Genomic DNA, 16,082 nt, shown 5'->3' with positions numbered 1-16,082 from the left:
CCAGGTCGGTGGAGGTGGCCCTGCCGTACGAGGTCTCCATCCGCAGATGGTCGAAGTCGTCCGTCCACGGTCCCTGCAGATGCAGCACGGTGTACGCGCCGTCCTCCGCCCCCAGCAAGTCGTTCACACAGAGGCCGGGCGGGGCGTAACGCATGGACTACCCCTGCGGGTGTCGGGGCATGTCTACTCAAACGCGTGCGCTGATGAGCTGCGAAGGGCCCCCTGATCGAAAGGGAGGCGAAGTAAATAAGTACGCAAACGCTTGCGCAACCGAGGGGTCGGGTTTACGGTCTGGACACCCCCCGCTCACATCACCGTGATCGGGGATGAAGGAGGCCAGTCGTGGAGGAGCTGTCGTGACGGTCAGCATCACCGATGTCGCCCGTGCCGCCGGTGTCTCGGCGTCCACGGTGTCGCGCGCCCTGCGCGGCCGGGAGGGCGTGTCGGAGGAGGTACGGGCGCGGATCGAGATCGTCGCCGCCTCGCTCGGCTACACGGCCTCCCGGTCGGCGTCGACCCTGGCGAGCGGCCGTACGTTCACCATCGGCGTGGTGGCGCCTTACGTGGGCCGCTGGTTCTTCGGCAAGGTGCTCGACGGCGCGGAGCAGGTGCTGAGCGCCGCCGGGTACGACGTACTGCTGTACAACCTCGGCTCGCGCGAGGCCCGCAAGCGGTTCTTCGCCAGGATGCCGGCCCGCAAGCGGGTGGACGCCGTCCTGTCGCTGCTCATCCCGGACGGCGAGGAGTCCGCCGCGCTGCGTTCGCTCGGCGTCCCGCTCGCCACGACGGTCGGCGGCGCCCGGCCCGGGTTCACTGTGGTCGGTATCGACGACCGGTCGGGCGCCACCCAGGCGGTGCGGCATCTGGTCAACCTCGGCCACCGCAGGATCGGCATGATCTCCGGTGCCGGCGGACCGCAGCAGTGGACGACACCGGGGGAGCGGCGTCAGGCCTACCTGGACGTGCTCGCCGAGGCGGGCATCGAACATGATCCAGCCCTGGAGGCCGACGGTGACTTCACCGTCAGGGGCGGCGAACGGGCCATGACCGAGCTGCTCGCTGCCGTCCGGCCGCCCACCGCGGTGTTCGCCCAGTCCGACGAGATGGCGATGGGCGCCCTGCGCGCGCTGCGGATGCACCGGCTGACGGCACCGGACGACGTGTCGGTCATCGGCTTCGACGACCACGAACTGGCCGAGGTGTTAGGGCTCACCACCGTCGCGCAGCCCGTGGCCGAACAGGGCGCGCAGGCCGCCCGGCTGCTGCTGCGGCAGCTGGCGGACCCGAACGCCGAGCCGCCCGCCTACCAGCAGATCCCGATCCGCCTCGCGCTGCGCGAGACCACGGCCCCGCCCAGCCCGCGCGGCCCCCAGTGACCGCGTTTTCCTCCCGGCACCGCACTCGCACCCGTGTCCCGCAGCCGGAAGGCGCCCTTGCCCCCTCACTCCTCCCAACCCCTTCCCGACGCCGACTCTCTCATCCCCTCCCGACCCCTCATCCCCCGCACCCCGGGACAGAACCGATGCACGGACGGAGATCATGACCCGCAGAAGAACTCACTACCGTCACGCGGTCCGTACGGGCCTGGCTCTCAGTCTTCCGCTGGCGGCGCTGGCCGCGTGTGGGGGAGGCGGGGGCGGTGCCACCGGTCCCGCTGCCGCGGAAGCGGGCAGCGGTAAGGGCACGATCAGTGTCTGGGCCCATCAGGGCCAGAAGAGCGAGGACGCGGCTGTCCAGGCGGCGGTCAAGGCGTTCAACAGCTCGCAGAACGATGTGAAGGTCGAGCTGAAGCTGATACCCGGCAACGACTACACCAAGACCGTCACCGCCACGGCCGCCGCCGATCTCCCGGACGTGCTGGAGTTCGACGGGCCGACCATGGCGAACTTCGTCTACAACAAGAAGCTGGCCCCGCTCGATGCGTATGTCTCGGGCAGGACTGTCGCCAACGCCACCGACGCGATCAAGGCGCAGGGCACCGTGGGTGACCGGCTGTACGGGCTGGGCATGTACGACTCGGGTCTGGGTGTCTACGGCAACAGGAAGCTGCTGGACGCCGCGGGTGTGAAGTACCCGGCCGAGCCGGGCGACACCTGGACGGCGGGGGAGTTCACCGCAGCGCTCGCGGCGCTGAAGGCCAGGGACGCCGACGGCAGGACCCTGGACATCTCGGAGAACTACGGCCTGGCCACCGAGTGGGGCACTTACGGTTTCTCACCCGTCGTCTGGTCGGCCGGCGGCACTCTGACCGACGGCGGGAAGGCGTCCGGCGCGCTCGATTCGCCGAAGGTGGTCTCGGCCATGAAGACCGTCCAGTCCTGGAAGCCGTACGTCGACCCCAACACCGACGGCAATGCCTTCGCCCAGGGCCGGGTCGCGCTCAGCTGGGTCGGCCACTGGCAGTACCCGACCTACAGCCAGGCACTGGGTGACGATCTCGTCGTGCTGCCGCTGCCCGACTTCGGCAACGGGCCCAAGACCGGCCAGGGCTCCTGGGCCTGGGGTATCGGCGCTGGGTCGAAGAACGGCAAGGCGGCCGGGGCGTTCCTGGACCACCTCCTCAACGACACCAACGTCGGCGCCATGACCAGGGCCAACGGCGCCCCGCCCGCCACCGTGACCGCCCTGGCCAAGAGCGAGCTGTACAAGAAGGGCGGCCCGCTGCAGCTCTTCGCCGACCAGCTCGCCAAGCCCTGCGGCCAGGCCCCCGTCACCGACACCTGCGTCGCCGTCACCCGGCCGGTGACCGCCGGCTACCCCGTGGTCACCTCCGAGTTCAGCAAGGCCCTCAGCGCCGTCTACGGCGGTACGGACCCCAAGACCGCCCTGTCGAAGGCCGCCCGCGCCATCGACCAGGACTTCGCCGACAACGCCGGCTACCCGGTCGAATAAGGGGCCTGACACCTTCCATGCGTTCCGCGGCCACCAAAAGAGAGAACCGCGACCGGGTGCACGGGCTGCTGATGGCAGCCCCTGCCCTGGCCGGACTGATCGCATTCGTCGGCGTGCCCTTCATCCACGCCGTCGTGCTGTCCTTCTACAACGTCCGCCTCGGCTCCCCCCTCGAGCCCAGCTTCTTCGGACTGGAGCACTACCGGCGGCTGTTCACCGACCCCGACCTGTCCGGCCCGTTCCTGCGGGCCCTGCTCAACAACCTCACCTTCGCCGCCGTCGTCGTCCCCCTGCAGACCGGCCTCGCCCTCGCCCTGGCCATCCTGCTCAACCGCAAACTCAAGGCCATCGGCCTGTTCCGGTCCCTGTTCTTCATGCCGGTCGTCTTCCCCATGGCCCTGGTAGCCGTCATCTGGCGGCTCATCCTCGCCCGCAGCGACCAGGGCATGATCAACTCCGTCCTGTCCCACCTCACCTTCGGCAACTGGGGCGCCTTCGACTGGCTCGGCGACTCCGCCACCGCCCTGGCCTCCATCATCGTCCTGTCCATCTGGCAGGGCGTCGGCTTCCAGATGGTCATCCTGCTCGCCGGACTCCAGCACCGCCGTCGCCCTCGCCAGGCTCCTGGGCGAGCGCGCGGCGCGCAGGGGCGCCGATGCCCGAGGCGACTGCCCCGGCCCGGTCCGCCGCGATCAATCCGGTCGTCGCGAATCCGGGAAGCGGCTCGCGCGAGGCGCTGCGCACCACACCGCCTCGGCCGCAGCGCCGTGTGCGGTAGGCCGGGTACACGCTCGCCCCGGGCTTCGATCTTTCTCTGTGATCCCGGACCGGCCGGTCACCTACCGGTCTGAAGAGGAGGGCAGCGGGCCGGTGGTTTCCCGCGCCACGAGCTCCACGGGCAGCTCTACGAACTCCGGCTCGTCGGCGTCGGGGTTGCTTATCCGGTCCAAAAGGATGCGGGCGGCAGCGGCCCCCTGCGCGGCGACAGGCTGTGCCACCGTGGTCAGGCCCACCACCTCGGCGAGTTCGTGGTCGTCGAACCCGACAAGACTCATGTCCTCCGGAACACGCAGCCCAAGGCGACGCAGGGCTCGAAGGGCACCCATGGCCATCTCGTCGGACTGGGCGAACACGGCGGTCGGCGGACGCACCGCCGTGAGCAGCCGGATCATCGCACGCTCTCCACCCGCCACCGTGTACTCCCCATCGACCTCGAGCTCCGGATCGAAGGGGATGCCGGCTTCCTCCAAAGTCTCCATGTAGGCCCGGCGCCGCTCGATCGGAGTGGTCCAGTGCATGGGCGCCGTGGGCCCGGTGCCGATGAGAGCGATGCGCCGGTGTCCCAGGTTGACAAGGTGTCGCACCGCCATCCTCGCCCCGGCCCGGTCATTGATGCCGACCGTGGCGAACCCTGGCCTGGGCCCACCCACGACAGAGACGAGGGGAACGCCCAGCGACCTCAAAGACGTTGCCTCATCCTCTGTGAGAACCAGCAGCGACAGCAGTGCGTCGACCCGCTTGCGGGCGGGCATGGCGGTGAAGAAACGCTCCCTTGCCTCCGCCGAACCGACGTTGTAGAGGAGCAGGTCGTATCCGGAGGCGCTGAGCTTCTTCTCCACGGATTCGATGACGCGGCCGAAGAACCAGCGACCCACAAAGGGGGTGAGGACGCCGACAGTCAGGGTCCGACGACTGGCCAGCCCCGAGGCATTGCGTGACGCCGTGTAGCCGAGCGAGGCGGCAATGTGGACGATCTTCGCCCGGACCTCCTCGGAGACCCCTGGCTGCCCGCGCAGCGCGCGCGAGACAGTGGACGCCGAAACACCCGACGCCTTCGCGACATCGGTGATGCTCGTCGTCACAGCAGCCTCCCTCAATACCTGTGGTCTCGCAGGCCGACAGTAGCGGTGACGACGACCGGCTCGCAGGCGTTTTCGTGGGTGTGATCAGTCACGTCTCCCAGTATGTACCCGGTGGGAGGAGGCTTTGCGTGAACGCCTTCAGGCAGCATCGGGCCGGGGCAACGGCCCCCGGCCCGGCCTGCCGGCCAAGGTGTCCGCAAGGCCGGCAGGGCCGATCCGGTCAGTTCACCGGTCGGTCTGATCCTGTTCCGCCAGGGCACGGTCGATGGCGCGGGCTGCGCCGGCAAGTGCGATGCCGGGTTCCGTGCCTGTGTGGATCGCCTCAAGGGCCTTGCCGAACTCCCGTGTCACCACCGGGTAGCCGACGACCGCAGGCCGGGTGGTGGCCACGCAGGACGTGTCGACGTAGGTGATCACACTTCCGCACGGGGCGGAGAGCTGCTCGCTGAACAGCCTCAGAGGCCCCTTGCCCCCGTACAGCCGACTCTTGTCAAGACCGGTCACGGTGGCGGGCGGTGCTCCGTTGGCCTCGGTCATGGCCGTGACGTTTTCGTCGTTCAGCAGGAAGTCGAGGAACTTGCCCGCTGCCCTTCCGTTCTTGGTGGCGGCGCCGATACCCCACGACCATGAGCCCTGTCCGGTCTTGGGGCCGTTGCCGAAGTCGGGTAGCGGCATGACGACCAGATCGTCTCCGAGGGCCTTGTGGAAGGCCGGATACATCCAGTGGCCCGCCCAGCTCAGCGCCGCGCCACCACGGGCGAACGCGTCGGGGTCAGGGGTGGCGTACGGCTTCCACGACTGGAAGGTCTTGAAAGCTGCCACGACCGATGCGCTGTCGAGCGCGCCGCTCGCCTTGCCGCTTCCGTCGAGCAGTCCGCCCCCCGCGGACCAGAGAATGGGTGAGAAACCGTAGGTCCCCCATTCCGTCGCCAGTCCGCTCGCTTCCCGGAGGTCGAGGACCTTGCCATCGGCGTCGTCAGCGGCCAGGTCCTCCAGCGCCCGAGTGAAGTCGCCCGCGCTCCAGGCGTCTTCGAGGGTCGTGGGGTAGGCGACACCCGCAGCATCGAGGATCTTTCTGTTGCCGTATATGCCGAGGCCGGAGTCGTACATGGCGAGTCCGTACAACTGGTGGCCGACCGTGCCCTGGAGTTGGACGGCCTTCGTGGCATTGGCGACCGTAGAGACGGACACGTACCAGGACAGCGGGGCGAGCTTCTGGCTGTGCACGAAGTTCGCGAGGGTCGGCCCGTCGAACTCCAGGACGTCGGGGAGGTCGGAGACGTCGGTCCGGGCCACCATCTCGGTGTAGTCCTCGCCCGGGATGAGTTCCAGGTCGGCCTTCACATCGCTCTGCGAGGCGTTGAACGCCTCAACGGCGCGCCGCAGGGCCCGGTTCTCGCTGTCCTGGCCCTCGTGGGCCCAGATGGTGATACTTCCCGTTCCGCCCCCCGGCTCACTCCGGACCTTTCCGCGGCCGCTCGACGCGCAGGCGCTCAGCAGGAGGCCGAGAGCGAGGAAAACGGTCAGACATCTGGCCCGGCGTCTGTGTCCGGTGGGCATGAGCGGTCTCCCAGTGATGGTGCCGGCGGCGGGTTCGTCCTTGGCGGAGGTGGGCAAAGCCTAGGCTTGTCAAGGAGTGGACACAAGCGTTTGCGTAGTTTTCTGTTTCGAGAAACAAGACCTCTGTCAGTCTGGTTACGCAAACGTTTGTTCACGTTGAGCCGAGCCGCGGGCACCGAAACCGGGCAACCGGTGGTGTGTCGCGGATCGCCGGAGCCTGCCGTCCGCCTGCAGCGGCGACTCCGGCTCCGCGGCCGTGATCCCGCTCCCCCTGTCGTTCAATCGGCGCGATGCCGGCCGCTGCCGAGACTCATGGGTCGCCGTCACACGACGCAGCATCGTCCGAACGGGTCCACAGGCGTCACCGTGGCCGGCGGCGGCACACGGCCGGCGGGGTACCGGGCCTTCGGCGGCCGCATCCGGCCGGCGGCACACGAGCACCCGAGCGCTGCCCGCCGACGGGAGGTCACCACGTGACCCCCCAGACGCTCGACGGGATCTTCGCCGGGCGGGAGCGCATGTCGGGGATCGAGCACGTCCTGCGCCGTGCGGGCGTTGGAGCGGCGGGCGTCATCGAATGCGCATGGGAAGTCGAAAACGGATACGACGAGGTCCGGGCCCTGCTCACCGGGGGTCACCGCCCCCAGGTGATCATCGGCTGCAACGACCGGGTTTCCTTCGGCGCGTGCCAGGCATTGCAGGAGGCAGGACTCGACGTACCCGGCGACGTGTCGGTGGTGTCCTTCGACGACAGCGAGCTCGCGTCATGGATGCGTCCGCAACTCACCAGCATCGCACTGCCCCACTACCAACTGGGCAGGACAGCGGTGGAACTGCTCATCGCCGGTCACCTCGAAGCGGTGGAGCACCGGATCCCCATGCCACTGCGTATGCGGGCCTCACTCGCCACGCGGACCCACCACTGACCGCCATGGACCAGCAGCGCGTCAGGAGAGCCGCGACACGGACGGTGTCGGCAGCGTGGCACACCGTGGACGCGCCCTATCCTGACCTCCTGTGACCACGGTTCCGTGTCGATCACCCGTCGTGACGGGCGTCGAGCGGAGCGGACCGGGCAAGGGGTGAGACCATCAGCCCTCACCGGAGCCGCGCACGCGACCGCCACCACCCGGCCATCCACCTGCGCCCGCCGGCCAACTGGATCAACGATCCCAACGGACTCGTCCACCACCGCGGCCATTACCACGTCTTCTTCCAGTACAACCCGCAAGCTCCCACCCACGAGAGGGTCCACTGGGGGCACTACCGCAGCGCCGACCTGGTGCGCTGGCAACGCCAGCCCATCGCCCTGACCCCCACCCCCGGTCGGCCCGACGCCGACGGTTGCTTCTCCGGCAACGCCGTCTCCCACCGCGGCAAGATCATCGCCTTCTATTCCACCCACCGCGCCGACCGCTGGTGGCAGCCCGTCGCCGCGGCCGACTCCGATCCGTCCGGAACCGTCTTCACCAAGCGGCCCGAGCTGCTGGTCTCTCGGCCCCCGCAAGGCGTCACCACCTTCCGTGACCCGTACGTGTGGCGGGAAGGTGAGCACTGGAACATGATCGTCGGCGCGGGTTTCGGCGACGGTCGCGCAGCCGCCCTCCTGTACACGTCCCACGACCTCGCGTCCTGGACGTACCGCGGGCCGCTCCATTCCCGCAGCGATGCCGCCGACGGCCTCCCCACGGGAGACGCCTGGGAATGTCCCCAGCTCGCCACCTACGCCGACGGCGGCCTTCTGCTGGTCACAAGCGCCTGGTACCGGCACTCAGGCCCCGGCCACACGGTCGGCTGGGCCGGTGCACGCGACGGCACCGGTCACCACTTCGACGCACCTCGCCGGCTTGACCACGGCCCCGACTTCTACGCACCTGCACTGCTGCACGCGCCTGACGGGCGGTGGCTCCTGTGGGGCTGGTCCCGCGAGGCCCGCGATGACGCCTGGACGCTGGAAGCGGGCTGGGCCGGTCTGCTCACCCTGCCCCGGGAAGTGAGCCTCACCCCCGACGGCCGCGTCCAGCAGGCTCCGGCCCGCGAACTGGCCGCTCTGCGCTCGGGGCCGCCCAGCCGTACGGTACGAACCGTCGCCCCCGGCGAATCGGCTGTCCTGGCCGAACTGGACAGCGTCGCGGAGGTATACGTGGAACTCGCGTTCGACGGCGCCCCGGTCTGCGGGCTGAGGCTCAACACCTCCCCTGACAACAGCGAATACCTGGGCTTCGCCGTGCGGTACGGCGAAGTCCAGGTCGACCGTTCCCGCAGCGCACACGACCCCCGCGCCCACGGCGGCGCGTACAGCCTGCCACTCCCGGGCGCCGTACCGGGCGGCAACTGCCGGCTTCGCATCCTGATCGACCGCTCCGTCGCCGAAGTCTTCACGGACGCCGGTGAAGCCCTCACCTTGCGCTTCTACCCGGGACACGACGCCCCATGGAGCCTGACGGCGCACGGCCTCGGCGGCGACTGCGTCCGGCTCGGCACGGAGGCCCACGCCCTCCGCCCCCCGGAGGGCGACGAACGGTGATCGGGTGGCGGACCTCGAGCCCACCGTACGTTCCTGGCTCTTGGCGTACCGGGCCTGCGCACCAGTGATCGGTCAGGGCATCTGCGAGGGTGTTCACCAGCGTCCTGCCGGTGTCTCCACCAACAGCGCCGCCTTCTGCGCCGCCCTGGTGATCTCGCGGTCCCACGCGAAGTCCCACCCAGCACTCTTGCCGGCTTTGGCGTGCTTCGGGGTGGGGTATCTGCGGTTTGCCACGACCGCCGTCCCTTCCACCAGGCCCACGAGCGGTGCGCCCTGACCGCCCGCCGCACGACCCCGCGACGAGCGCCGCCCGGGGCGAGCGCGCCGTCCGGGGCCCGTACGGACGTGGTCCTGGCGCAGAGCCTCCCACAGTTGGGCAGCGTTCACGGGAGCAACTGGCGCACCAGTGCGTCGGCCGCCCACCGCTCCCAGCGGGCCGCTGTCCAGCCGCGGCCGGTGACCAGGAGTCCGTATGTCTCCGGGCCCAGCACCGTCATCGCGATGTCCGCGGCCGACGCTGCGTCGTGGCCGTCGCGCAGCGCCCCGCCCGCCTTGGCCGCCAGGGCCCGCGCGAACTCCAGCTGGACGGTGTGGCGCTGCTCGTGGTTGGCCCGCCAAAGCGCGGCGATCTCCGGGTCGGCGGCCGCCGCGCCGCGTACGGCCTCCAGGACCGGCGCGGCCCGCTCCAGGATGCGGCGCGCTCCGGCTGCCTGGAGGGCCAGCTGGCGGGCCGGGTCAGGGGTGCCGAGGACCTCGCGGGCCCAGGGGCGGTCCAGGGTGGCGATCGGGTCGGTGTCCCCGGCGACCGCCGTGTCGAGGAGCTCCTTGAGGAGGGCGCGCTTGTTCCCGAACGTGAAGTACACGGTCTGGACGCCGACTTCTGCCGTACGGGCGATGTCCTCGACGGTCGTCCCGGCCCAGCCGCGCTCGGCGAACAGCCGGGCGGCCGCGTCGAGCATCCGCTGCCGGGTGCGACGGGCCTTTTCGGCGCGGGACAGGGGGGCGGCCACGGCGACTCCTTCACTCGGTCTCGACTTTGACTGTAGTGACACTACAGTGCTATTCACTGGAGTATGACTACAGTGAAAAAGAGCGGTGGGCGCGTCCTGGTGGTGGGCGGCTTCGGGGCCGTCGGCGCGACGGTGACGGCCACGCTGGGCGACTGGTTCCCCGGGCGGGCCGTGCCCGGCGGGCGGCACAGCGGTGTAAGGGTCGACGTGACCGACCCGGCAGGCTTCGGCACGGCGCTGGACGCGCTCGGCGACGTGGCCGCCGTCGTGCTCTGCGTCGAGCCCCCGGACGGCAGGGCCGCCCGCGTCTGCCTCGAACGCGGCATCCACCTGGTCGACATCGGCGCCACGCCCCGGCTGCTGGACGGCGTGGCCGCGCTCCACGACGTGGCCGTCGGCTCGGGCGCGACGGCCGTCCTGAGTGTCGGCGTGGCCCCGGGCCTCACCAACCTCCTGGCCGCGCGGGCCCACGACGCCGTCGGCGGCGCGGACCGCATCGACATCACCGTGCTCCTGGGCTCCGGCGAACGGCACGGCGGCGACGCCGTCCGCTGGACCGTCGACGGCCTGGCCGCCCCTACGAGCGGCGCCCGCCCGGCCCGGTACGCCCTGCCCGGGCACGGCACGCGCACCGCCCACCCGTTCCCCTTCTCCGACCAGCACACCCTGCGCGCCACCCTCGGCGTACCGGACGTCACCACCCGCCTCCGTCTGGATTCCGGGGCACTGACCGCCGTCCTGTTCGGAGCCCGCCGCACGGGACTCTCGCGTGCGGCGCGCCACCCGCGAGTACGCCGCGCCCTGACGGCCTGCTTCCGTCGCGTCCATGTCGGCGGCGACGGCTTCGCGCTGCGGGCCGACGCGTGGCACGGCGACCGGCACGCCGCGTACGCCCTGACCGGTCGCGCTCAGAGCCGGGTCACGGCCCTGGTCGCCGCCCACGCCACCCGCGCGGCACTCGACGGCGGCCTGCCCACCGGCGTGCACCACATCGAACAGCTCCACGCCCTGTCCGGCCTCCCCGAGACTCTCGCCGACCAGGGCGTCACCCTGCACCGGCCCATGGATACCCGGACATGGTGAACGGCCCCGGCACGGCCCCGGCACGGCGCCCGGTATGAGCGTCCCGCCCGTCCCGGACGCCTTCGACGCCGGCCAGTACGCCGGCGGCGTCCCAACGACCGCTACCGCGTGCCGCGCTGTCGGTGCTCCCCGACAGCGGCCGCGGGCGACTCCTCCTGCACTGGACGCGTCGCGTCATCGGCTACCAGGACCCCGACGGAGCCGGCACGCCCGCCACCGGACACGGCGGGAAGCCGCTCGAACCCCGCTCGCCGGGCCGGCTGCAGGACATGTTCGCGTACACCGAGCAGTTCGCCGCGCACAAGCGGAACCACCCCCCCGGCGACGATGTCATGATCGCGCTGGCCACCGAGAGCGATCACGGCACGGGGGCCGGGCTCACGCCCGGTGGGACCCGGCACGTTCTTCTTCCTGCCGGCCGTCGTCGGCGACGGCACCGTCCGCAGGGCCGCCCCCGGCGGACTGCTCCTCCGCGCCGAACGCCCCCCGACGCGCACGCGGCGCTGCGCGCCGGCCGCGTCGCGAGGCCGTCGTCTGTCACGCCTCGGCCAACCCCGACGGGCGGGTCGCCGCACCGGCCCGACGTCTCGTGTCGAACTTCGTCAACGGGATCAAGTCCCTCCCTTTGTGCCTGGTCGACCAGAAACGGAATCTGCCGCAAACATCGGGCCATCCCATGACCCAGCGTCAATCTGCCTCACACGAACGGGCTATGCTCCGTGCCGTCGTCATATGATCTTTCTCGTCGATGGGTTTGAGGGTGCTGATGGTCCGTGAGGAATCGTCGCCCGGAAGTGGAAGCCCGCGGTCCGCGGCATCTTTCGTGTGGCTGCTGCCCGCCGCTCTGATCGCTGTCGCCACCGGAGTCACGGTGGCCCTGGTGCCGGCTTCCGCACGGGGACCCGTGGGGGTCTGCGGGGCGGTGTCCGCCCTCGTCCTGGCCGTGCTGGGCGCCGAGACGGCACGCCGGGGGCGGGTGATCGAGGAGCTGCGCAGGACGGTCGCCGCCCGTGACACCGCCCTGGCCCGCCGTCACGCCGAGACCGCCCACCTGGCCGGAACACTGCTGCCGGACGCCGTCGAGCGGCTGCGCCAGGGCGAGTTCCCCGAGGACGTCCTCGCATCGCTCACCGCCCCGGAGGAGCACCAGGCCGTCGTGCGCGTCGTCGTCGACGCGGTCACCGCCGAGGAGGACCTCCGCGAGTCCGCCCAGCGGGCCTTCGTGAACATCGCCCGTCGAGTTCAAGCCATCGTGCACCAGCAGGCACAGGAGCTCCGGGAGATGGAGGACCGCCACGGTCACCGCCCCGAGGTCTTCGGCGACCTGCTCCGTATCGACCACGGCACCGCCCTGATCGGCCGTCTCGCCGACTCCATCGCCGTCCTCGGCGGCGCCCGCCCGGGCCGCCAGTGGAGCAGGGCGGTCCCGCTCTACAGCGTGCTGCGCGGTGCCATGTCGCGGATCATCGACTACCAGCGCGTCGAGCTGCACTCGGTCACCGAGGTCGCGCTCACCGGCCCCGCGGTGGAGCCTCTCATCCACACACTGGCCGAGCTCCTCGACAACGCCACCCGCTACTCGCCGCCGCAGACCAAGGTCCATCTGACCGCTGTCGACGTGCAGTCGGGCATCGCCGTGGAGATCGAGGACGGCGGTGTCTCCATGAGCGAGGAGGCCCGCAAGCGGGCCGAGCGCATGCTTCGCCAGGCCCAGCAGGGCATCGACCTCAACGACCTGGGGGAGACCCCGCGCCTCGGCCTCGCCGTCGTCGGCCGGCTGGCGCAGGCGTACGGCTTCCAGGTCTCGCTGCGCTCCTCCGCGTACGGCGGTGTCCGTGCCGTCGTCGTCGTACCGCAGGAACTGATCACCACCGTCGCCGCCGCCTCCGGCCTCGCCCACGGCATCGGCGCGTCCTCCGTACCCCGCACCACCGTCCCGGCCGCCTCCGCCGTCCCCGCCCCCTCCTCCCCGGCCCGCGCGGTGCGTCCCGCCACCGGCCCGGCGGTGGACGCCGAGGTCCCGCCGGTGGTCGAGCGGACCGCGAACGGCCTGCCGCAACGACGCCGCAGGCAACCGCTCGCCGAGCCGCCGCAGGCCGCAGCCGTCGGACCGGCCGCATCCACGGGGCAGGCGTCGCCGGCGCCCGCCACCCCGGCTCCCGACCAGGAGCCGTCACCTCAGGTGCAGCCCGGAATGTGGCTGGCCGCCTTCCAGAGCGGCCTGTCCGGGGAACCCAACGACGCAAGCAAGGGGAACTCTCAGCAATGATCAAGCAGCAGGCCAATATGGACTGGATGCTCAAGGACCTCGCGGAAGGCGTGCCGCAAACCCGACACGTGGTCGTGCTCTCCGCCGACGGCTTGCGCATGGCCCAGCACGGCACCGACAACGACACCGCCGACCGGCTCGCCGCCGCCTGCGCCGGGCTGCAGTCCCTGGCCGGCGCGGTCGCCACCGAACTGCCGCAGAGCGACGGGCGGATGCGGCTGGTCGTGATCGAGATGGACGGTGGCTTCTTCTATCTGATGGCCGCGGGCGCCGGCGCCTACCTGGCCGTACTCGCCGGCGAGGGTGTCGACGCCGGGCTGATGGGTCAGCGCATGCGCGACCTGGTTCTGCGCATCGGGGAGCACCTCAGCAGCCCGCCGCGCCAGGACGGGCAGGGCGCCAGGTGAGTGACGCGGGCAGCGGGGACTGGGAGAACGCCAGTCCCGAGCGGCTCTACGTCATCACGGGGGGACGCAGTGGCGGGTCCGCACCCGCCGAACTCGACCTCGTCACGCTGATCGTGGCGAGGTCCGGTGCGAAGCCCGGGATGCAGCCGGAACACGCGGCGATCGTGCAGCTGTGTCAGTCACCGCTGTCCGTGGCCGAGATCTCCGCGTATCTGAGCCTCCCGGTCAGCGTCGTCACGGTGCTGCTCGGCGACCTGCTCGCCGACAACCGGATCGTCGCCCGCGCACCTGTCCCACCCGCCCGACTCCCCGACCGCGCGTTGATTGAGGCAGTGATCGATGGACTTCAGAAGCTCTGAGCAGAACGGCTCCGAGCAGCACGGAAACGGCGCGGTTCGGGGGCCGCGCACCGAGGATGTGCTGCCGGAGACGGCCACGACGGCCGTCAAGGTGGTGATCGTGGGCGGGTTCGGCGTGGGCAAGACCACCTTCGTCGGCTCCGTCAGCGAGATCCGTCCGCTCACCACCGAGGAGACGATGACCCAGGCCGGGGTCGGCGTCGACGACACATCCGGCGTCGACGGCAAGACGTCGACCACGGTCGCGATGGACTTCGGCCGGATCAGCGTCAACGAAGAGCTCGTGCTGTACCTCTTCGGCACACCCGGCCAGGAGCGCTTCTGGTTCCTGTGGCGCGGCCTGTTCGAAGGCGCCCTCGGCGCGGTGGTGCTGGTCGACACCCGCCGCCTGGAGGTCAGCTTCGACGTGCTGGGCCGGCTCGAGGAACGCCGTGTGCCGTTCGTGGTGGCGGTCAACACCTTCCCGGACGCGCCCGGTTACCCGGTCGAGGAGCTGCGTACCGCGCTCGACCTGCCCGCGTCCGTACCGATCGTGCCGTGCGACGCCCGGGACCGCGGCTCCAGCCGGGACGTCCTGATGACGCTGATGCGCTACCTCCAGACCCTCGCCACGAACCAGGAGGCGTCATGACCGCCCACGACACCGGGTCCGCCGCCCCCGGTCTCACCCCGCCCCCCGGCTGCCCCGCCCACGGCATCGGCGCGGCCGCGCTGCGCCGCATCTACGGCCCCGAGGCCGAAAGCGACCCGCAGGCCCTGTACGAGGAGCTGCGCCGCGCCCACGGCCCGGTGGCACCGGTCCTCCTCCACGGCGACCTTCCGGCCTGGCTGGTGCTGGGGCACCGGGAGAACCTGGAGGTGATGCGGTCGCCGTCGCGTTTCTCCAACGACTCCCGCCTGTGGCGGATGTTCAAGGAGGGGCGCGTTCCCGCTGATTCGCCGCTGCGTCCGATGGTTGAGTGGCAGCCCATCTGCGTGTTCACCGACGGGGCCGACCATGAGCGGCTGCGGTCGGCCGTGCGGGACGGTCTGGACCAGTTCGACCGGCGGGGCATCCGCCGCTACGTCATCCGGTACACCAACCAGCTCGTGGACTCCTTCGCCGCGAACGGTCAGGCCGACCTCATCGAGGAGTTCGCCGAGAAGCTGCCGATGCTGGTGATGACCCAGCTGTTCGGCATGCCAGAGGAGTACGGCCCGCACCTTGTCGACGCCGCGCTGGACCTGATGAAGGGCAGCGAGACAGCACTCGCCAGCAACGACTTCGTCGCACGGACGCTCCGTACGCTCGCCGAGCGCAAGAAGGAGCGACCGGGCCACGACTTCGCGAGCCGACTCATCGGACACGCGGCGGACCTGACCGACGATGAGGTCATGGAGCATCTGAGGCTCGTGCTCGTCGCCGCGAACGAGACCACGGTCAACCTGATTGCCAACACCCTGCGCCTGGTGCTGACGGACCGCCGCTTCCGGGCCAACCTGGCCGGTGGACACATGACGCTGCCGGACGCGCTTGAGCAGGTGCTGTGGGACGACCCCCCGCTGTCCGCGATCACCGGCCGGTGGGCCACCGGGGACACCGTCCTCGGCGGTCAGCAGATCAGGTCCGGCGACATGCTGCTGCTGGGGCTGGCCGCCGGAAACGTCGACCCGGACATCCGCCCCGATCTCTCCCGGCCGCTGCTCGGCAACCGGGCCCATCTCGCGTTCAGCAGCGGGCCGCACGAGTGCCCCGGCCAGGACATCGGCCGGGCTATCGCGGACACCGGCATCGACACCCTGATGGCCCGGCTCCCGGACATGCGGCTGGCCGTGCCCGAGGGCGAACTGCGGTCTTCGGCAGCCTGGCTGTCCAAGCGGCTCGACGCGCTGCCCGTCCAGTTCACGCCGCCCGCCTCGGCGGCGGCGCCGACCGGCCAGGGCGCGCCGAAGGACTTCGCGTCGACCGCGCCCGGGCCGCTGCCCGAGCAGATTCCGGTGGCGGGCACGGGCAGCTCGCCCTCGCCGTCCGAGCCGGCCCCAGTCCGCAGGACCTGGTGGAGTGTGCTGTTCGGATCCAGCCGCTGAACCCGGCGGAGTGTCGTATAGCGGGGAGATTGTCCTGTTGGAACGG

The 16,082-nt window shown here is 70.8% G+C and carries 15 protein-coding genes; 11 read left to right on the top strand and 4 right to left on the bottom strand.

Annotated features, from left to right (window positions below; genetic code table 11):
- Positions 1-356: 356 nt before the first annotated feature.
- From FVS66_RS16675 to FVS66_RS16665, 3 genes are all read left to right on the top strand, one after another.
- Positions 357-1,376 (top strand): LacI family DNA-binding transcriptional regulator, encoded by a 1,020-nt coding sequence (locus tag FVS66_RS16675; RefSeq protein WP_149181971.1) that lies wholly within the window; start codon positions 357-359, stop codon positions 1,374-1,376.
- A gap of 163 nt (positions 1,377-1,539) precedes the next feature.
- On the top strand, positions 1,540-2,892 hold the full coding sequence (locus FVS66_RS16670) for a sugar ABC transporter substrate-binding protein (RefSeq protein WP_149181970.1): 1,353 nt from the start codon (positions 1,540-1,542) through the stop codon (positions 2,890-2,892).
- Positions 2,893-2,909: 17 nt separating this feature from the next.
- Positions 2,910-3,743, top strand: a complete 834-nt coding sequence (locus tag FVS66_RS16665) for a carbohydrate ABC transporter permease (protein WP_262387033.1) — start codon at positions 2,910-2,912, stop codon at positions 3,741-3,743.
- Here the strand turns inward: FVS66_RS16665 and FVS66_RS16660 are convergent.
- The gene (locus FVS66_RS16660) at positions 3,732-4,754 is read right to left on the bottom strand and encodes a LacI family DNA-binding transcriptional regulator (RefSeq protein ID WP_149181969.1); all 1,023 of its coding nucleotides are present in this window, start codon (positions 4,752-4,754) and stop codon (positions 3,732-3,734) included. The two genes, FVS66_RS16665 and FVS66_RS16660, sit on opposite strands and share 12 nt — an antisense overlap.
- A gap of 225 nt (positions 4,755-4,979) precedes the next feature.
- Positions 4,980-6,314: an extracellular solute-binding protein gene (locus FVS66_RS16655; protein WP_149181968.1), complete on the bottom strand. Its 1,335-nt coding sequence runs from the start codon at positions 6,312-6,314 to the stop codon at positions 4,980-4,982.
- Positions 6,315-6,787: 473 nt separating this feature from the next.
- On the opposite strand from FVS66_RS16655, the gene FVS66_RS16650 reads away from it, so the two are divergent.
- A complete protein-coding gene (locus tag FVS66_RS16650; protein WP_262387032.1) occupies positions 6,788-7,240 on the top strand; it encodes a substrate-binding domain-containing protein in 453 nt (150 codons plus the stop codon).
- Positions 7,241-7,404: 164 nt separating this feature from the next.
- A complete protein-coding gene (locus FVS66_RS16645) occupies positions 7,405-8,841 on the top strand; it encodes a glycoside hydrolase family 32 protein (protein WP_316248189.1) in 1,437 nt (478 codons plus the stop codon).
- A gap of 93 nt (positions 8,842-8,934) precedes the next feature.
- On the opposite strand, the gene FVS66_RS16640 is transcribed toward FVS66_RS16645, so the two are convergent.
- On the bottom strand, positions 8,935-9,228 hold the full coding sequence (locus tag FVS66_RS16640; protein ID WP_149181965.1) for a hypothetical protein: 294 nt from the start codon (positions 9,226-9,228) through the stop codon (positions 8,935-8,937).
- Positions 9,225-9,851 carry a TetR/AcrR family transcriptional regulator gene (locus FVS66_RS16635; protein WP_262387031.1) on the bottom strand — a complete coding sequence of 209 codons (627 nt, stop codon included), beginning with the start codon at positions 9,849-9,851 and terminating at the stop codon, positions 9,225-9,227. Before FVS66_RS16635 ends, FVS66_RS16640 begins: the two co-directional genes overlap by 4 nt.
- A 63-nt stretch (positions 9,852-9,914) precedes the next feature.
- Here FVS66_RS16635 and FVS66_RS16630 point away from each other — a divergent pair, with 63 nt between their 5' ends.
- From FVS66_RS16630 to FVS66_RS16605, 6 genes are all read left to right on the top strand, one after another.
- Positions 9,915-10,934, top strand: coding sequence for a saccharopine dehydrogenase (locus tag FVS66_RS16630; protein WP_149181964.1), 1,020 nt, complete (start codon positions 9,915-9,917; stop codon positions 10,932-10,934).
- Between the two features lie 766 nt (positions 10,935-11,700).
- Positions 11,701-13,203: a sensor histidine kinase KdpD gene (locus FVS66_RS16625; RefSeq protein ID WP_187645550.1), complete on the top strand. Its 1,503-nt coding sequence runs from the start codon at positions 11,701-11,703 to the stop codon at positions 13,201-13,203.
- A complete protein-coding gene (locus FVS66_RS16620; RefSeq protein WP_149181963.1) occupies positions 13,200-13,610 on the top strand; it encodes a roadblock/LC7 domain-containing protein in 411 nt (136 codons plus the stop codon). Before FVS66_RS16625 ends, FVS66_RS16620 begins: the two co-directional genes overlap by 4 nt.
- Positions 13,607-13,969, top strand: coding sequence for a DUF742 domain-containing protein (locus tag FVS66_RS16615; protein WP_149181962.1), 363 nt, complete (start codon positions 13,607-13,609; stop codon positions 13,967-13,969). Before FVS66_RS16620 ends, FVS66_RS16615 begins: the two co-directional genes overlap by 4 nt.
- Positions 13,950-14,600, top strand: coding sequence for an ATP/GTP-binding protein (locus FVS66_RS16610; protein WP_149181961.1), 651 nt, complete (start codon positions 13,950-13,952; stop codon positions 14,598-14,600). Before FVS66_RS16615 ends, FVS66_RS16610 begins: the two co-directional genes overlap by 20 nt.
- Positions 14,597-16,036, top strand: a complete 1,440-nt coding sequence (locus tag FVS66_RS16605) for a cytochrome P450 (protein ID WP_149181960.1) — start codon at positions 14,597-14,599, stop codon at positions 16,034-16,036. The genes FVS66_RS16610 and FVS66_RS16605 overlap by 4 nt, the downstream gene beginning before the upstream one ends.
- Positions 16,037-16,082: the final 46 nt, after the last annotated feature.

The sequence above is a fragment of the Streptomyces sp. TRM49041 genome, assembly GCF_008271805.1.
In the GTDB taxonomy this organism is placed as follows: Bacteria; Actinomycetota; Actinomycetes; order Streptomycetales; family Streptomycetaceae; genus Streptomyces.
The sequence above is the reverse complement of the archived record's forward strand: the minus strand, read 5'-3'. Positions and strand labels throughout refer to the sequence as shown.